Raw genomic sequence first — 17,053 nt, 5'->3', positions numbered from 1 at the left:
CTATTGGTATTGGAGAACTATGAATAAGATATTGCTAGCGAGTCATGGTTATCTCGCCCAAGGCATGAAAAGCTCTCTGGAGATTCTGATGGGCACCAACGACCGAATCGAGTGCCTGTGCGCCTATGTCGATGACGATTCAAGGGACGTCGCGGCGTTGATTGATGCATGGATGGAGACGAGGGACCCTGCCGACTCTTGGTTTGTCGTGACTGACATCTTTGGCGGCTCTGTAAACAACGAATTCATTCAGAGGCAGACCGACGGATCGTTTACGTTAATCGCTGGAATGAACTTGCCGCTGCTGGTGGAAATGGTTACACAGATGGACTCCCTGGATGCGGACAAGGCCAAAGCCGCGGTCGAGGGATCGCGTTCGTTTATTCAGCTTTGCGAGGCGGCGGACATGCTTGCCGGCGCCGAGGAAGAAGAGTTCTAGTTAGTTCTGGTTCGAGCCCTAGCTAGGGGCCACACCTGTCATTCCCTTTATCACGTGCGGAGATGATAACGATGATTAAGCTTACGAGAGTTGATTACCGACTGATTCACGGCCAAGTTGCCATGTCCTGGACTCACGCTTTGGATGTAGATTGCATCTTGCTTGCCAGCGATGCTGTGGCAAAAGACGACATGAGGAAGGCGGCCTTGAGGCTCGCCCGCCCCAACGGCGTTAAACTCGTCATCAAGGATGTTGACGCTGCTATCGAGGCGCTCAACAGCGGCGTTACCGACAAGTATTCGCTGTTTATCATCACTGAGACGATTGAAGATGTCTATCGTCTCGCTAAGGGTTGCAAAGACATCAAAGAGATCAATCTGGGCGGAACCCGAAAGACCCCTGAGACCACGCTTCATCCGACCCCTGCGATCTTTGCGACCGAGAAAGATGCCGAGCATATCCAAGAGCTCCTGGGCGATGGCGTGGCCATCGAAATCCGTCAGGTCCCCAATGACGCTAAGGTGTTTGCCAAGGACGTTTTCTAGCCGGAAACACGTTGATGCTCGGCATTTATTGAACCAATGCTCTATGTCAATTTCGATGAGCCTCGTTACGAGAAGGTTGTGAGCGATGCCCTCGCTCTCCGTCCTCAGATTGAGGCTGCCGTGGACGAGGTCTGCGAGCAGGGTTATTCCAACATCTTCTTCATCGGCTGCGGCGGCACCTGGGCCCACACGCTCCCGATGAAGTATTGGGTCGAGACCACCACGGCCGACGTCGATGTCCACTGCGAGATCGCCGCAGAGTTCCTCGCCTGCCCGCCCAAGACCTTCAACAAGGATTCTGTCTGCGTCTTCTCCACCCGTACCGGCACCACCCCCGAGATCATTGAGGCTGCCAAGTTCTGCCAGGAGCAGGGCGCCCGCACGCTGATGTATGTCTCCAACGACAACACCCCGGCCACCGAGTACGCCGATTACAAGTTCTTCAGCTTCGCCGAGGACGACGTTCTGTGCGAGGCCATCTACACCTACCAGATCACGCTGGTCGCCCGCTTCCTCAAGAACGCCGGCGCCTTCCCCAAGTACAACACCTTCATGGAAGAGTTCGGCAACATCGCTCCGTACCTCATCAAGGCCAAGGACGCTCAGGACGAGCGCTGCGCCGCCATGGCCGAGGACTTCAAGGACACCGATTACCACATGGTGATTGGCTCCGGCATGCTCTGGGGTGAGGCCTACGACTACGCCATGTGCATCCTCGAGGAGATGCAGTGGATCAAGACCAAGTCCATCCACGCCGCCGAGTTCTTCCACGGCACCATCGAGCTGTGCGAGGAAGGCACGAGCCTCATCATGCTCTACGGCGAGGATGACACCCGTAAGCTCATGGACCGCGTGGACAACTTCACTCACATGCTCGCCGACGAGAAGGGCGTCAACGTCCGCGTGAACAAGTTTGACACCGCCGAGGTCGAGCTGCCGTTCAGCGACCCCGAGTTCCGCAAGATCGTTTCCCCGATGGTCACCTACACCATCACCGAGCGTCTGAGCTGCCATCTCGAGCACGTCCGTAACCACCCGCTCACCACGCGTCGTTACTATCACCAGATGAACTACTAATCCTCTCAAATTGCTGCGGTTGTCTGCAGGCGAGCTGCGCAGAATGCCTCGCCTGCAGACCTGTTTCTGGGGTTGATCGAAATGGTTGTCCAGTATCTTCTAGTTGCACTGGTCGCATTTATTGCATCCATGGACGAGCAATTATTTGGCATTACGATGCTTGGTCGTCCGCTGTTTACGAGCCTGTTTGTCGGCTTGATTCTTGGCGATGTCCAGCAGGGCGTTATCGTCGGCGCTGCTTTGGAGTCCATGTTCATGGGCGCCATCATGGTCGGCGCGGCGGTTCCTCCCGAGGTCTATGCCTCCGGCGTGCTTGGCTGCGCGTTTGCCGTCATTACGGGTACGGGCACGGCAACTGCCGTCGCGCTCGCCCTTCCCGTCTCCGTCTTCCTTCAGGTGTGGCGCAACTTCTGCTACGCCGTTCCGGGTGCCTTTGCCTGCAAGAAGATTGAGACCGCTCTGGCAAATCGCGATCTTGCCAAGGCGAATCTGTACCATCTGACCATCGTGCCGCTGTCGATTGGCATTCCGTCTGCACTGCTGGTGTTTGGCTCGCTGTTCTTTGGTGCCGACCTTATCAACAATGCGCTCAGCGCGATTCCGCAGTTTGTGATGGACGGCCTCAACGTTGCGTCCGGCGTCATGGTCTGCATCGGCTTCGCTCTTCTTATCAGGACCATGGGCGATAGCAAGCTCCTTCCCTGGCTGTTCCTGGGCTTCATTATGGTCATCTACCTCAAGATGGACGTGGTCGGCGTCGCCGCAGCTGCCATTTGCGTCGCGCTGCTCCTGGCCTTCCGCGAGGGCTCGTCCGGTTCGCAGACGGTTGCTGCAGATGAAGAGGAGGACTTCTAATGGCTATCCAGAACACCGACCTCAAAGAGGCCAAGAAGGACGCGATTATGACTCCCGATATGTATCGGAGCATGTTCCTTCGCCAGTTTACGAGCCAGTGCTCGCAGTCGTACGACAAGATGATGGCAATGGGCTTCATGTACACCATTCAGAAGCCCCTGCGAAAGATCTATCCCAACGACGACGATTACTATGCGGCGCTCGATCGCCATACCGAGTTCTTTAACATCACGCCTCATGTGCTTCCGTTTGTAGCCGGCCTAACGGTTTCGATGGAAGAGCAGGCGGCTGCCGATAAGAACTTCGACACGTCCTCGATTAACGCCATGAAGGTCGGCCTTATGGGACCGCTTTCCGGCATCGGCGATTCGTTCTACTGGGGTACGTTCCGCGTGGTTGCCGCCGGCATTGGTATTGGCATCGCTTCGACGGGCAACCCGCTCGGCCCCATCGTGTACGCGCTTATCTACTCCGTGATTAACTTTGCAACGCGTATCGTCGCCGCCCATCTGGGTTACGACTTGGGAACCAAGTTTTTGCAGCAGTCCGAAGAGAGCAACCTTATGTCTCGCATGACGCATGCTGCCGGTGTTCTCGGAATGACCGTTATCGGCGCCATGATTGCGGCACAGGTCTCGCTGTCCACGGCTTTGACCTTTGACGTGGGTGGTTCGGAGATTGTCCTGCAGGATCTGTTCGATTCGATCTTCCCCGGTCTGCTGCCCTTGCTGGCAACGTTCGCTTGCGTTGCCCTCTATAAAAAGGGCGTCAAGACCATTTGGATCATCTTGGGCATCTTCGCAATCTGCATCATCGGAACGGGCTTGGGAGTGTTCGCGGCGGCGTAATGTTGACTGCTATGCTCGCGCGTTGGATAACTAACTGACCGTTTGAAAACGGGGCTCGGCGTAAGGCCGGCCCCGTTTTTTATTTGAGGGATTTTCCGACCGTCCAAAAAATCACACTCGTCCATCACTCACGCATCTCTCATCTCTCATTCGTCACTAACACGAGAGATAGCTGAAAGACGAGAGATAAATATGAGAGATAACAATGCTGCAAGGTGGCTAGGGATCGAGTCAAAGTTCCCGTATACATGAGTTTACCTGCGCGAACGTGATTTGCTTGAACCGATAACGGCATTTTTGTCTCTCATCTCTCACTCATCTCTAAGCTGAGAGATAAATGAGAGATGGCTGAGAGATAGACAGACGGACTGTCGGGGGCATGCATCGCTGTCAGATTAATGCCGCGCGCGGAGCAGCTGCGCGTTCACCCGCGCCCTGCATCCCGCCATTTCACGCGCTGCACATCGAAACCTGCGGCAAAGCAGGTACAATAGCCCAATGTGCATCGCGCACGACGATGATATCGGCGCCCGCGACTGGGGGAGACAACATGGCAGAGCAACAGATAACGCCGGGGACCAAGCTTCAGGTGGCATTCGACGTGCCCATGGGCCAAAAAACCGACTTCAACATGCTCGCCACGTACAAAGAGAACCTGGACGACGCGTACTTTCTTATGAGCGCGCCCATGCTCGCCGGCAAGCCGCTCATCATGGACGAAAACCAAAAGCTACTGTTGCAGTACAAAGTAGGCGAGGAGACGTTCGTGCTCGCCGGCTATCCCGAGGCAGTCGAGAAAAAGGGCATCCGCACCTACTGGAAAATGCGCAAAGTCGCCGAGCAGCGCAGCTTTGTCAAGCGCCGCGACGAGCGTTTTAAGGTCGCCATGCGCCTGACTTACCAGCGCGATAACGCGCCGACCTCCGAGCCCGAGGACGCCATGACCATCGACGTCTCGGCCGGCGGTCTGGCTATCTACCTCAACGACTACCCCGATGTGGGCGAGGCCCTGGCCGTACAAATGCCCACGATCCGTCTGCAGGGAGAGCGCCACGAGCTGCCCGAGCAGCTGGGCATCGTGTGCTGGGTGCGCCGCGCGCCCAAGGGCAGCCTGTACCGCAATGTCTGCGGCCTGCAGTTCCGCTACGCCGACGACATGGAGCGCGAGCTCGTCAAAGAATACGTCGGCTACATCCGCGCCAAATATAAGCTCTGATCGCCATGGCTCTGTTCAAGCGTAACAACAACAAAGATCAAGCTGCCGAGGACGTGGCCGAGGATTTGGCACAGAACCAATCCGACGACGTGGCTGATAATTTGGCCGAGGACCTGGCCGAGCGCCAGACCGGGGACACGCCGGCAGACGCGCCCGGCGCCAATGCCGAGGGCGCGTCCGGCGAGGACTCCGCGCCCGAGCAGCCCCCCGCCTCCCGCAAGCGCTTCGGCAAGCCCAAGTCCAAACCCAAGCGCAAGCCCAAGCGCGATCTGCGCGGCGTCGTACGCATCGAGGAGCTGGAGCAGGCGCTGGCCGACCAGGACCTCGACGACATCGACCCCGACGCGGTCGTATCTATGTATATGCCCAAGCGCCGCATGGAGCGCATCGGCACGGCGTTGCTGCGCATGGACAAGCTGCAAAAGGCCCTCGTGGTGCTGGCACTTGCCTTTGGCGTGCTGTTTGCCCTGTCGTTTATGCAGGAAAACATGGGTAACTTCACCATCAACCTCAACCGCCTGGAGCTGTTCCGCCGCGGCGTGGCAATTGCCGACAACGGCGACTTTAACAACGCCACCGCACGCTTGGCGGCCGACGCCGTGGACAACGGCACCAATATCGCTGCCGACGACCTGCCCGACAACTTGGACGACGTCGACGGCAGCCACAACGGAAAAAACTACGTGGCGTACACCTTCTATATCCGCAACGCCGGCAAGACCGATCTGGGCTACAGCGCCAAGCTCAAGGTGGTCAGCGCCAGCAAGGGCGTGGAGAAGGCGGCGCGCGTGCGGGTGTATCGCAACGGCGAGCCCACCACCTACGCGGCCGCCGCGGCCGACGGCAATCCCGAGCCCAACACCGAGCCGTTTGCGTCCAAAGACGTGGTGACGACCATTAGCCACACTAACTTCCGCGTGGGCGATGTGGACAAGTACACCGTGGTCATTTGGCTGGACGGCGACGACCCGGAGTGCGTGGACAAGATCATCGGCGGCGCGGTGGAGTTTGGCTTTGACTTTGATTCGTCCGAGACCGACGACTCGAGCTTGTTCATTAAGTTCGTGCAGGATATTGCCGACACCCTGACCGGCAACGACCCCATTAGCGCGAGCGGCAACGAGGCGCCCGATTACTACAAGGAGCACAACGTGACGTGGAGTAACCGCCGCAACCAAAAGAACTCGCCCGCGGGGGACGGGGATAAGTAGAACGAAAAAGCGCCGGGCCGGGATTGATGTTCCGGCCCGGCGCTTTTGCTATGCCGAGGTGTTGTCTTTAGAGGTAGCGTCGTTGCCAGTGGCGGTATCCAGCAAGAACAGTCGTAGCGCCAGCTTGATCACGTAGCCCGGTTTGACCTGTGCTGCGTCTCCCATGCGTTCGCCCAGGTCGCCACAGTAGGCGTAAACGTCGCGGATGAGGTCCGCGCCCGAGAGGGTGAACATGTAGCCCGCGTCCGAAAGCGCGTTGGGCGCTGCGGGCAGCCCCGCGGCCGCACAAAAGCTCGCGAGGTCGGAGCCCATGACGGCCTTGTAGTCGATCGCGGCGCCACGGTCCCGGGCGGTCTGCTCCTGCTCGCGGGCATATGACAACGCCGCCGCCAGCACAAAGCTGGGTGTGGGCGCGTTGACGTCGTCGGTGGTGGCGACGAGCTTACCGGCCGCTTGCGTGACCAGCCAGGCAACTTCGCGCTGACAACGAACGGCTTTGCGCGTCACCGGCTTGATCGATCCGGTAGAAACGCTTCCCTTGGGTTGATTGGCGGCAGCCATAGAGTCCTCCCGGCAAATAGCCCGCATAAGCAGGCAGAAATTATACGTGCCACATCAGTATAGCGGGTGGGGAAGGGCTAGGGCGAAGCTCGGCGGAGGGCGAATGTGTGCGTTGGCATGGCGCTGCGGTCGCAAGGCTTAAGAGGGGCTTATGACTGCGCGGGAGAGAGATCAAATAAGGTAAACGATGTTCATGTAGCACCGCATATAACCAGAGGTAGACCTATGAATCTGCCGGAATGTAGGCTGCCGAAAACTCATAAGGAAATCGTAAGAATTATGGTATTCTCAATTCCATGTCTAAAGGATGGGCAAGCAACATCCAACACGAAAGCGCGGGCTCCCCTTCCGGGCTTCTCGAGGGTCATCTGGGATGAATGGGGAAAGAAAGGGGTCCGTATGGATACCAAGGCATTAAAGAAGCAGATGGGCGCCGCCATCGCCATGGTGCTGGTAGCAGCCGTAGCACTGGGCTCTGCCACGTTCGCATGGTTTGTGAGCAACAACAAGGTCGACGCAACGACCAGTAAGATTTCTGCTCAGTCGAACTCTGCGTTCATGTATATTCGTGATGAGAATGAACCGTCTAAGGATCTTCGCACGGATGATTCTTCTGTTGCGAACACGCCGCTTTATCCGGCTCATTGGGCAAATGGCGCCGACACGACTCCGTACGATACGCTGGCTAACTTCTATACGGCATTCGGTACCAGTGCGACTGATGGCTTGAAGGTCGACAATACCGTCAAGCTTGTTCCTGCTCAGGGCGCCGACGCTGCCGGCACGCCTGCCGCCGCGGTTACTGGAAAGTATGCCGTAAAGAACACCTTTTATGTTGGCTCAAAGGGCGCTGAGCTCACCAATCTTGTAGTTGATTCGGCCAAAATTACGGGTGCCACAGGCGATAATGATAAATTTGATTCTGCGCTTCGCGTGCTGGTCATGAGCGGGACGAACTGGGTGCTTTGCAATAAGGACGGCATTGTCTCCTCTTCTGACACCACGCATAAGCTTGCCGATAAGATTGGCGAGGATGAGACAACCGTTGAAATGTATGTCTTCTACGATGGTGACGATGCTCAGGTCTTTACGAACAATCTTGAGAATCTGAAGACGGCTTCCAAGCGCATTAACGTTGTCTTCACTGCTACCTCTACTCAGACCGATAAGAACTAGCGGGATAAGCAGCTAAACAAGGCGGGGGAGAGGTGTCCCCCGCCTTTTTCTTTAGAGAGGAGGATTTCCGTTGAGCGTTAAGCAGATGAAAAAGCAGCTTGCGATCGCAGCCTTGTCAGTCGTTATGGCAGCGGTTGCGCTTGGCTCTGCAACGTATGCCTGGTTCGTTTCAAACACAAAGGTTGACGGCACCACCAGTACCGTTAGCGCCCAGGCAAACGGCATGGTCCTCCAAATTGCGTCCGGCCCAAATGCCATTCATGACGGTAGCGATCATCAGACGACCGCCGCAAGCACTGGCCATGAGATCAGTCCGTCTTCCACGGACGATGCCCATAGCTGGTTTGTACCAAAATCATGGAATGGTACAGATGTGAGTGGTTACCAGAAGGCAACGATTTCTAAGCAGCTTGAGGGTTCCTATACGCTCAAGGGAGATACCGAGACTTATTACGCCTATACGATGGCGGAATATACGCTCTACACGATTAACCAGACTGGCGAGGCTGACGTCTATCTCGACAACAGCAGCTCGAACGGTCCCGTTGTTGTGACTGCGTCGGAAGGCGCTTCGAAAGATTGGTTTGACAAAATCAAAGGCAGCCTTCGTGTTGGTCTGCTGATTAATGACGAGCTCAAGGTTGTTTATGCTCCGGTCCTTCCGACAGGCAAGGGAAACGATGTTTCTGCTACCGAAGGCTGGAGTTGCGTGAATCCCGACAGCCTCTCGGTGACCATGGCGCCGTCCTATGCCCATGTGTGCGGTGGCAATATGATTGACCAGAACAGTAAAAACTGGGGAGCAACTGGAAGCGGTGACTCCTACGTAAAGCCGACGGGCGACGCTCAGATGCTCGCTCATGTTGGTTACAGCGGGACAAACTTCAAGGTTGTCATTTGGATGGAAGGCACTGACAGCGATTGTCAGAACATGTCCGGCCTCGATGTTGGTGAAGGAAGTCCGACCTTCGATGTAACGGTTAGCCTGGTCGGCATCGTGCCTGACTCTAAGTAGAGGCAAGACAACAATTAAACTGCCTAAAGGGGCCGCTTCGATTGAAGCGGCCCCTTTTTTTGTGGCTGTCCGCTGGAAGCACTTTGTCGCATATCGCTCGGGGTCGGCGATAATGTGAGGAACTGTTCTTCCTGGAGGTTCCTTATGGACGGCATCGCTTCTAGTGTTCCGCTGATTGCTCGGCCGAGTTTCGACCGCGCTTGCAGCTTTGTGCCGTCCGAATATGTCCAGGCTTGGGAGTGGTTCTTGCGCGAGGAGCAGCGTGGCGGCTTGTGGGACAAGCTTCCGCATCGCACCAATGCCGATAGCCCTCAATATCCCTTTCGTCTGACGATTGATTCCGAACTCTTTCCGGTGTCGCGCGACTCGGGCATCTTTTGGCCTGGTCGCCGGCGCGTTAAGCATCCGCGTGAGAAGACCTTCGCCCTTTCGGTGCACAACTCAAAGCGCGGCGCCTACCCCGATGTTCCGCCGCTCTATCTTGAGGATGGCACCTGGGTGCTCAAGTACTCGTCGCAAAGTGCTTCGGTCGAAAACTGGCGCGACCAGGACTACAACCAAAAGATGATCAACTGCATGGAGTGCGGCGTTCCCGTTGGCGTGTTCTTTGCAACGAGCGCTGGCTACAAGGTGCTGGGCCTAGCGTTCGTTGAGCGTTACGAGCCGGAGAACAGCTGGTTTGTGCTGCATGGCCCCGTTCACAAGGGTGGACCCGACGCGCGTTTCTTCCCCGATATGAGCTACATGAAGGACGCTCCGATTGCGGCGGAGTTTTCCGGCGCTCCGGCGAGCGACGATGGAAAGGTTCGCTATGCGCTGCGTCGCGAGCGAATCGGCCAGCAGCGTCTCCGCACGCAGCTCTTTGAGGCCTATACCGGTCGATGCGCCGTCTCGGGTTGCAATGTCGACGAAGCGCTCGAAGCTGCGCATATCGAGAACTACTCGGGTCCCAAGTCGCAGGTTGTCAGCAACGGTATCCTGCTGCGCCGCGACCTGCACTCGCTGTTCGACGCTCATCTGATTTCGTTTGAGCTGGTACGCGGCGACTATCAACTTTGCGGGTCGTACCTTCTGCGACATACGGAATATGCGACGTTTGCAGGCTCGGTGCTGCGCGAGCCGGACGAGCATCGCTTGCGACCCAACGCTCGATTCCTCGAGGCGCATCGAGCCGAGTTCGATTTCTCGGAATCGCGACGTCGGGCGGAAGCCGTTGCTCCGTATTAGTTAGGTGCGGCCCGTCGCAACCCAATCATGTCGATTGATCGGATCGCGCTGCGCCGCATCGAGAGCTGCACGATCCTGCCATCCTCTCCTCAACGGTTAAAACGGGAAAGGGGAGACCATGGGATGGCGAAGCGATATCGCGCGAGGCGTGTACGGAAACCTACCGCGAGCGTTAATGGACCGGAGCTTGTTTCCGCTCGTCGAGGCTAGTTGCAGCCAAATCTGTTTGCCCTGTTCCCGCTGCGGTGCAGACCTCCCATGCCTAGACATCAGCTTCATCGACACCCGCGACAAGCACGCTGCCGACCCGCGGGCTCGGACGGGCCTACGTCTTCCGGTCTATCCTCAGCAATGCCCAACCTGCGGATGCACCATTACCTATGACGAGGCGGATGTCTAGTTGCCTGCTGATGAGCGAGGATTGTTGGACGATTGAAAATTGAGCGTGGATTATCGGACGATTTTGGGCTGAAAAGCTGTCAAAAACGGGAGATTTTCCACGCTCGGGCGTTTCTGCCTTATAAGATGCCCCACAGGTAAATCCCCTCGCACAGGGTTTTGTGGAACTGGGTGTGGTGGTCACGTGCCCAGGTGAAGAGCGCCTGGTCAAAGTTGTCCTGACTGTCGGGGATGCCGTAGACGCCGGCGACTTCCACGCGCACGAACTCCAGCGCGGGCAGCTTGTTGATGGCCGTGAGTGCAAACGGCGACGTGGGCTCCTCGAACAGGTAATGGCTGCCTTGCAGCGCGCCGCAGGCGGTGCAGGTGCTAGCGAGCGATACGGTCTTGGTGGTGCGCGACGTTACGGGCTTGTAGCCGCAGCGCTCGCGCAGGTAGTCGCGAATTTCGGCCGGCACGCAGCCCAGCGCGGGGACGATGGCTATGGCGTTGGCGCGGGCGGTGTCGATCGCGATGTGGCCCGCGTCGTCCACAGCGGGTATTGCGCCGGGCGCAGCCTTGCTGCCCGAGTCCTCGGCCACCCGATACGGAATGCCAAAGGCTGCGACCGTCGTCTGCTCGTGACACTTCCAACATTCGCGCTTGCCCAGCACCAGGTAGATGTAGGGCGCGCTGGGGTCGGAGCGATCAACGCCGGGCAGCCACGCGGCAAAGGGCTCGGGGTTGATGCCGTCGGGCACGTACCAGATCTTCTTGACCCGGTCCCACTTGGCGCCCAGGGCCTTGGCCTGGTCTTTGTGCGAAAAGGGAACATCGAGCTCGGTGCGCATGGCGGCTCCTTTGTGCGACTTGCGGTGCATGTGCTCCAAGGATACCCCAGCGCTGGGTGTGTGGTCGCTAAACGAGCATTTCGACCGTCCGAGAAGTCGCGGAGCATTTTGGCGAGGTCGTGCCGTCAAGTAAATGGGCAAGCAAATGGTCAGCTTTTGGTCAGTTGAGCGGCAACCTTGCCAAAAGCTTGACGGATTTGCAGCTAGACGTCGACGAATGAACACTTTGGACGCGCTGCGGCAAAAAACCGCCGGTCGTTTGCCGAAAACTTACCAGGACCGCCGGCGGCCGCCGACGCGCGTGTTATCTTCGCGCCATGAGCTACTTTATCGTTTCACATAACGCTGCGTTGGCGCTTTTGGCGCACATTCCGAACCCTCGATTTGGGGATTCGGAACCAGAGGTCGTGTCGATTGCGGGCGCCTGCGCGCTCTTGGACCAAGAGGCGCAGGAGTTTATCGATCGCTATGATTTAGGGGTCGAAACGCTGGATTTGCTGGTGCCGTCGCGCGCCGACCGTCGGCGGAGCAAACATGTTAAGACGCATCTCTGCACCAACGAGCTCCCGGCGGGTTCGTTTATCTCGCTGGGCCACTGGATGGGCGACCTGGATGCGTACGTGTGCGCTCCCGAGCTGGCGTTTGTGCAGGCTGCGCACGACGGCTCTGCAGCCGAGGCCATCTATGCCGGCTATGCCATGACATCGAACTACCGGTTGGATAACCTTGTCCGCGGCGGGGTGACCAGTAGGGATGCGGGCATGCGCGATAGCAAGCTCACGACGAAGGAGCTCATTGCGGCGTATATCGAGGCGTCCCCAAAGGTAAGGGGTCTCGCGAAGGCAAAGGCGCTGCTTGCGTATGTGATCGAGGGATCGCGCTCTCCGAGGGAGTCGGGGCTGTGCATGTTTATGTCGCTGCCTGCGCGCTACGGCGGGTATGCATTGGGCAAGGCCGAGCTCAACAAGAAGGCTTTCATTCGCGATGGACTCAACGATGGGCGCGAGCGCAAACTGCGCGTGTTGGAGCGCACGCCCGACATTACGCTTACGGCTAAAGTCGAGGTGGGCAGGGATAAAGTAAAGGCCGGGCTGCTGCCAGAGGTGCTGACCGCGATGGTCGACTACGACAGCGATGCCATTCATGACGGCCGCGAGAAGATCCACAAGGATGCCGAGCGCCGCAACGAGTTGGAACTGCTTGAGGGAGTAGCGTATTTTACGGTGACAACCGACCAAGCAATTGACTACGACAAGCTCGTTCGGCTGTGCGAACGCATCCGACGGAAGCTGCATCGGAATAAGCGCCCCATCTTTAACAAGGCGATGAGTGCAGAGCAGCGATTTTTTGCCCATGCGCGTGCCGAAACGAAGCGATTTTGGCTCTGGCAAGCCGTTATCGATGCGCATCAGTATTGGTAGGGGCGGTAACAGGGGGTTAGAATTAGCGGCCATATATCCAGGTTTAATACTTTTCCCGAGAAGTGAACGAGTCAGAATGGACCCCCGAAACATCGACACTTTTAGGGGCTTGTTTCCTGCGGTTTTGCTGCTGGAATCCTGCGGTTTTAACGTCAAAAAGTGTGGATGCTCCGGGGGTCCAAATAAGCTCGTTCACTTCTGGGAAAAGTATTAAACCTCACTTTATAGGGGGTTATTTATATATGGCTGCGAGACCCAACCGCGCCTGATCGGGGCAATCACCGGGGCTGTTTGGGCGGTTTGGCTGCAGCGGCGTCCTTTTGTCTTGGCGGCGTAAAACAAAACAGCTCAGAGGCGAAGCCTCTGAGCTGCGAACATTTGGTGGGCGTTAGAAGATTTGAACTTCTGACCTCTTCCGTGTCAGGGAAGCGCTCTCCCCCTGAGCTAAACGCCCGATCAAGGGTGCGCGAGTGCGCAGGGAATAATATAACGGAGCTCCCGCCCACTGGCAAGAACTATTTTTTAAAAAGTGGCAACTTGCGACCCTATCGGCCCCCGATCCGGCACGAGCAGCACGTGAAAAGTCGCGTTTGTACCCCCGATGAACTGCACGTTCGCGTAAAATGTTCCCATTATGGGCAAATGGTGTCCAGGTAGTTTACGATGCGGCATCTGGGGGAGGGACATGTCGGACGCGCGCTCGCTGCGAAAACAGTTCAATCGCATGCTCGCCACGTTGCTGGTGGCGCTTGCTGCTGCCGGAGCCGTAACGTATGCTTGGTACATCTACAACGCCAACCGCCACATCACCGACGTCAAGATGGCCGCGGGCACGGGCGTGACCTTCCTTATCTCCAACGAGTACGACGGCGAATACAAAACCAACGCCGGCCTGAGCTTTACGGGTCTGCTCGATCCCGTCTCGACCGACAACGTGCTCAACGGCTTTCAAAAGGTAACGGGCTTTACCGGCGGAACCACCCAGGACTCGCTGTTTGCCAGCATGTTTGGTGCCGCAGAGCATTCCGACTACTACAAGACCTCCCTGTACCTGGCCACCAACTCTGCCGCGACCGACGTGTACCTGTCGGGCATCGACTTTACCGAGCAGGACCCGGCAAACCCCATCTCTACCGCTCTGCGGGTGGGCCTGGTTACCTATGCGCCGGGGCAGGGCGATACCGTTACGGGCCAGTACATCTTTGAGGTCTCGGGCGAGCGCAATCCCCAGGCGCGCTACAACACGCTCGACGGCAAGGATGCCGGCGAGAACGAGCAGAATCACCTGGTGCTCGACAGCACCCGCTCCGATGGAACAACGGTTCATTTTGACCAGCTGACCAGTGCAAACTTCTGTGACTACAACGAAGACACTGGCATCGTGAGCCTCAAGGAGGCTACGACCAAGATCTGCAGCCTGCCCGCCGCTGCCAAGGGCACCAACCGCAGCACGCCCGTGCGCGTGGATGTGTACGTGTGGCTGGAAGGCTGCGACCCCGACTGCACCAACAACCTGGCCGCCACCAGCTTGCAATCGCTGGCGTTGCGCTTTGCCGGTAAGCGTTCGTAAGGGGGCTGGGTATGAGTGTATCGAACATCAAAGATATCCTAAGCTCGCGCCGTCGCATGGTTGCTGCGGCCGCATGGATGTTGGTGCTGGTAGCCGCCTTGAGCGCGGCCACCTACGCCTGGTTTAGCAACTCGCGCTACACCAACGTGACGCCCGTGGCGCACACGGTAAGCGACGAGGGCGCCGACCTGCAGATTGGTCTTTCGGCCAACGGGCCCTGGGACACAACGGCAACGCTTGCCGCCGCCGACAAGACGCTCTATCCCATCTCGACGGCAGACCTTTCCCGCTTTTGGCGCGGCACGTTCCAAAACGCCGCCGGCATCACGACCGACTACGCCGACTGCACCGCGCGGCTGGACGACTACGCCCTTTCGGGCACGCTGTACCTTAAGGGCAGCGATAGCGCGCTCAACGTGTACCTGTATCAGGGCCAGATGAGCGTGACGAACGACCCGCAGCTGCTGGCCGCGCTGCGTCTGGGCCTGGTCATTACAACTCAGTCGGGCACGCAAACGCATATCTTTACCTGCGACGATCTGGGCAACACCTCGGGCGCCACCAGTAGGCGTACCACCGCGCAAGACGGCGTGGTCGTGGCGCCCGGTGTCTCGGGCTGGACCTACACCGCCGACCCCGCGCGTGCCATAAGCGCTTACAGCATGGATGGCACCGGCGACACGCCCGCGGCGCGCGCAGGCGCCACGCCCATCTGCACGCTGGCCGCCAACGAAGTGGCAAGCGTTCGCTACGTTGTGTACATGGAAGGCTGCGACGCCAACTGCATCGACGAGGCTCAGGCCCGCGATGTGGTGCTGCAGCTTGCCTTTGCTGCGGCCAAGGCGTAAGGGGGCGAAGCGACATGGAAGACAAGAAGCACATGCCAGCAGATAGCTGCAAGGCCAACGCCGAGAGCGCGACCCCCGCGGTCCCCTCCAACGCAGCCGCCGAGCGCGAACGCCTCGAGCCCGCCGCCGCCCGCCGTCACGCCCGCCGCGCGCGTGCCTACATCGCGCTCGTCATGGTGGCGCTCGCCGCCACCTTGGGCGCCGCGACCTACGCCTGGTTTACCAACAACATGAAGGTCAACACCAACTCGGTGAGCGTGCACAGCGACACGTCCAAGCTGGTGCTGGAGCAGGGCGATGCCGATCGTGGTAGCTGGTCGCAGCAGGGCGACGTTTCCTTGACTTCTAACGCGAGCGGTGCCGTGACACTCTACCCGGTCTCGACCTTTGACCTCAACGGCTTTGCCGCCTGCGCACAAAACAACTCAGCCGGCGATGCCACGGTGTTTGAACAGGCAAAAGACAACGGCTCCGCGTTCTACCATGGTTGGATCGATCTGCGTCCCACCATTACCGGAACGGGTGCCAGCAAAGTAAAGGGCAGGGTCAACTTGTATCTGGCCGAATCGCTGGTCCCGCAGGGCGCCAACGCCGAGCTGCTGCGCGCGGCCCGCGTGGGCATTAAGATCTCCAGCGGCAACCAGGTGCTCGCCACCAACATCTTTGAGCTCGACAGTTCCGACAGCGGCCATCGCGGCGAGCATCCCACGACCGCCCCGGCTGGCCTTGCCGGCTACGCCGATGGCATGCTCCTGGGCTGGCAAAACGGCCAGCTCGCTTGCGGTGCCAACGTGACGCAGGACCCGGCCGCTTATACGCTGGACACGAGCGAGACGGCCGAGCGCCCGCAAAACTCGCTCGCCACGCTGGCGCTGGGCCAGATCTATCGCCTGGACATCTATTACTACATCGAAGGAACCGACCCCGATAGCGCCGACTACCTGCATCAAGACCCGGGCACCCTGCACCTGGCGCTCTTTGCGACCCTGGACGGTGAGTAGCCATGACGCGTAAGCAACCCGCCGCCAGCTGCACGCCCGCCACCGGCAAGCCCGCCGGCGCCGCCGCGCCCGCCGAAACCGACCTGCGCCGCAAGCTCACCACCACTGTGGTGCTGGTGCTGTTTGCCCTGGTGGCAATAGCCATGGCAACCTTTGCCTGGTTTTCCATCGCCGATAGCGCCAAAACCCGCATGCTCATGATCGACGCCAACGCCGACGGTTCGCTGCGCTTTGACCTGGACGAGCATGCCACGTTCGACGAATACGTCCACAGCCTGGGCTTCGACCAGATCTCGGCGCGCATCGCCAGCGAAAAGGGCGTGGACATCGACGCGTCCAAGCTCAAGCCCGTCACCACGAGCGACTACCAGACCTTCACCTTCGAAGACGGCTCTACCGCCGACCCCGCCACCGGCGCCTACCTGGAGTTCACGCTGCACTTTATGAGCAGCACGGACTTGCGCGTTCGCCTGACCGGGCAGGACGGCGACGGCGGCGTGTCCGGCACGCGGTTTAGCTCCGACACGCAGGGCATGGCCAGCGCCATGCGCATGAGCTTTACCGCCGATGGCCACACCTGGGTCTACAACCCCAACGGAGGCGGGGGCTCGTCTGGTGCGGCCACCGTCTTTGGGCTCGACTCGGGAGCAGCGAACGCTGCCAGCGACATGTTCGACCTAATAAAAGATACGGACAAGCCGGTAACCGTTCGCATATGGCTCGAGGGAACGGACCCAAATTGCACTAATATGCTAAAGGGAGCTAACTATTCGGTTTCGATGCGCTTTGAGGGCATCGAAGAACAGTAGATATG

The 17,053-nt window shown here is 58.6% G+C and carries 17 protein-coding genes and 1 tRNA gene; 15 read left to right on the top strand and 3 right to left on the bottom strand.

Annotation, left to right across the window (positions count from 1 at the left end; genetic code table 11):
* The first annotated feature begins 19 nt into the window (after positions 1-19).
* The 7 genes from DXC79_RS00555 to DXC79_RS00525 all read left to right on the top strand — a co-directional run bounded on the left by DXC79_RS00555 (position 20) and on the right by DXC79_RS00525 (position 6,191).
* Entirely contained in the window at positions 20-439 is a 420-nt protein-coding gene (locus DXC79_RS00555) for a PTS sugar transporter subunit IIA (protein ID WP_117634365.1), read from the top strand.
* 71 nt (positions 440-510) lie between these two features.
* Positions 511-984 (top strand): PTS sugar transporter subunit IIB, encoded by a 474-nt coding sequence (locus DXC79_RS00550; RefSeq protein WP_117634363.1) that lies wholly within the window; start codon positions 511-513, stop codon positions 982-984.
* Positions 985-1,020: 36 nt separating this feature from the next.
* Positions 1,021-2,061 carry an SIS domain-containing protein gene (locus DXC79_RS00545; protein ID WP_117634361.1) on the top strand — a complete coding sequence of 347 codons (1,041 nt, stop codon included), beginning with the start codon at positions 1,021-1,023 and terminating at the stop codon, positions 2,059-2,061.
* An 81-nt stretch (positions 2,062-2,142) separates the two neighbouring features.
* On the top strand, positions 2,143-2,916 hold the full coding sequence (locus DXC79_RS00540; protein WP_117634359.1) for a PTS sugar transporter subunit IIC: 774 nt from the start codon (positions 2,143-2,145) through the stop codon (positions 2,914-2,916).
* A complete protein-coding gene (locus DXC79_RS00535) occupies positions 2,916-3,764 on the top strand; it encodes a PTS system mannose/fructose/sorbose family transporter subunit IID (protein WP_192924133.1) in 849 nt (282 codons plus the stop codon). Before DXC79_RS00540 ends, DXC79_RS00535 begins: the two co-directional genes overlap by 1 nt.
* A 550-nt stretch (positions 3,765-4,314) precedes the next feature.
* Complete coding sequence (locus DXC79_RS00530; protein ID WP_158550930.1) at positions 4,315-4,980, top strand: PilZ domain-containing protein; 666 nt, start codon at positions 4,315-4,317, stop codon at positions 4,978-4,980.
* 5 nt (positions 4,981-4,985) lie between these two features.
* A complete protein-coding gene (locus DXC79_RS00525; RefSeq protein WP_117634355.1) occupies positions 4,986-6,191 on the top strand; it encodes a hypothetical protein in 1,206 nt (401 codons plus the stop codon).
* Positions 6,192-6,239: 48 nt separating this feature from the next.
* Here DXC79_RS00525 and DXC79_RS00520 read toward each other — a convergent pair whose 3' ends face one another.
* Positions 6,240-6,752 carry a hypothetical protein gene (locus DXC79_RS00520; protein ID WP_117634353.1) on the bottom strand — a complete coding sequence of 171 codons (513 nt, stop codon included), beginning with the start codon at positions 6,750-6,752 and terminating at the stop codon, positions 6,240-6,242.
* A gap of 399 nt (positions 6,753-7,151) precedes the next feature.
* Here DXC79_RS00520 and DXC79_RS00515 point away from each other — a divergent pair, with 399 nt between their 5' ends.
* From DXC79_RS00515 to DXC79_RS10095, 3 genes are all read left to right on the top strand, one after another.
* A complete protein-coding gene (locus DXC79_RS00515) occupies positions 7,152-7,928 on the top strand; it encodes a hypothetical protein (protein WP_117634351.1) in 777 nt (258 codons plus the stop codon).
* A 70-nt stretch (positions 7,929-7,998) separates the two neighbouring features.
* Positions 7,999-8,943: a hypothetical protein gene (locus DXC79_RS00510; protein WP_117634349.1), complete on the top strand. Its 945-nt coding sequence runs from the start codon at positions 7,999-8,001 to the stop codon at positions 8,941-8,943.
* A gap of 144 nt (positions 8,944-9,087) precedes the next feature.
* Positions 9,088-10,170 (top strand): HNH endonuclease, encoded by a 1,083-nt coding sequence (locus DXC79_RS10095; RefSeq protein ID WP_199408607.1) that lies wholly within the window; start codon positions 9,088-9,090, stop codon positions 10,168-10,170.
* 518 nt (positions 10,171-10,688) lie between these two features.
* Here the strand turns inward: DXC79_RS10095 and DXC79_RS00500 are convergent.
* Positions 10,689-11,399 (bottom strand): DUF5710 domain-containing protein, encoded by a 711-nt coding sequence (locus DXC79_RS00500; RefSeq protein WP_117634347.1) that lies wholly within the window; start codon positions 11,397-11,399, stop codon positions 10,689-10,691.
* 407 nt (positions 11,400-11,806) lie between these two features.
* On the opposite strand from DXC79_RS00500, the gene DXC79_RS00495 reads away from it, so the two are divergent.
* A complete protein-coding gene (locus DXC79_RS00495) occupies positions 11,807-12,820 on the top strand; it encodes a hypothetical protein (RefSeq protein ID WP_117634345.1) in 1,014 nt (337 codons plus the stop codon).
* Positions 12,821-13,199: 379 nt separating this feature from the next.
* Here the strand turns inward: DXC79_RS00495 and DXC79_RS00490 are convergent.
* Positions 13,200-13,274, bottom strand: a tRNA-Val gene (locus DXC79_RS00490).
* 231 nt (positions 13,275-13,505) lie between these two features.
* Here DXC79_RS00490 and DXC79_RS00485 point away from each other — a divergent pair.
* Genes DXC79_RS00485 through DXC79_RS00470 form a run of 4 tightly spaced genes read left to right on the top strand, consistent with a single transcriptional unit; the run spans position 13,506 to position 17,048 of the window.
* Positions 13,506-14,390 (top strand): hypothetical protein, encoded by an 885-nt coding sequence (locus tag DXC79_RS00485; protein WP_117629013.1) that lies wholly within the window; start codon positions 13,506-13,508, stop codon positions 14,388-14,390.
* A gap of 11 nt (positions 14,391-14,401) precedes the next feature.
* Entirely contained in the window at positions 14,402-15,238 is an 837-nt protein-coding gene (locus DXC79_RS00480; RefSeq protein ID WP_117634343.1) for a hypothetical protein, read from the top strand.
* Between the two features lie 14 nt (positions 15,239-15,252).
* A complete protein-coding gene (locus DXC79_RS00475; protein WP_117634341.1) occupies positions 15,253-16,239 on the top strand; it encodes a hypothetical protein in 987 nt (328 codons plus the stop codon).
* 2 nt (positions 16,240-16,241) lie between these two features.
* A complete protein-coding gene (locus tag DXC79_RS00470; protein ID WP_117634339.1) occupies positions 16,242-17,048 on the top strand; it encodes a hypothetical protein in 807 nt (268 codons plus the stop codon).
* Positions 17,049-17,053: the final 5 nt, after the last annotated feature.

Origin of the sequence: Collinsella sp. TF08-11AT, assembly GCF_003437035.1 — a bacterium.
GTDB lineage: Bacteria > Actinomycetota > Coriobacteriia > Coriobacteriales > Coriobacteriaceae > Collinsella.
This window is presented reverse-complemented; position numbering and strand designations above follow the sequence as displayed.